The sequence below is a fragment of the Methanobrevibacter cuticularis genome (assembly GCF_001639285.1).
GTDB classification, from domain to species: Archaea; Methanobacteriota; Methanobacteria; order Methanobacteriales; family Methanobacteriaceae; genus Methanobaculum; species Methanobaculum cuticulare.
This window is the reverse complement of sequence record NZ_LWMW01000060.1, coordinates 1-654: the sequence shown is the minus strand read 5'-3', so window position 1 is coordinate 654 and position 654 is coordinate 1. Positions and strand designations below refer to the sequence as shown.

Sequence of the window (654 nt, the reverse complement as noted above, 5' to 3'; positions counted from 1 at the left end):
GTTGTTAATGAAACTAGAACCACTAACACCCATATTAGCACTAGTACCACCAGTAGTGTAGATAGCACCACCACCACTTGCAGTGTTGTTAATGAAACTAGAACCACTAACACTCATATTAACACCAACATTATCGTAAATAGCACCACCATAACCAGTGCCAGTGTTGTTAGTGAAATTAGAACCACTAACACTCATATTAACACCAAGATTGTAGATAGCACCACCTCGAGCTGCAGTGTTGTTAATGAAACTAGAACCACTAACATTTGCATTACTACCACCATTGTAGATAGCACCAGCCCGATCACCTACAGTATTGTTAATGAAACTAGAACCACTAACACTCATTTTAACACCATAATCGTAGATAACACCACCATAACGACTTGCGTTGTTGTTTGTGAATGTGCAGTTGATGAAAGTCATCGTTGTTGTAGCGTGGTTATTGTATATTGCTCCACCATCACCTGTAACATTTCCATTTGTGAATGTTATATTTATGAACGTCACATTCACATTATTGTCTATGGTGAATATTCTGATATTTCGTCCTTGTGCGTCGATTACTATCTTATCAGTAGGTCCGTTTCCTTGTATTGTTACATTTTTGTCAATAGCTAAGTTTGTATTGTTATCTCCTGTGTAGTTTCC

General features: G+C 37.6%; 1 pseudogene. It reads right to left on the bottom strand.

What is annotated here, in order from left to right:
* Nucleotides 1–654 (bottom strand): annotated as a pseudogene (locus tag MBCUT_RS01750) (hypothetical protein); the annotation flags it as partial.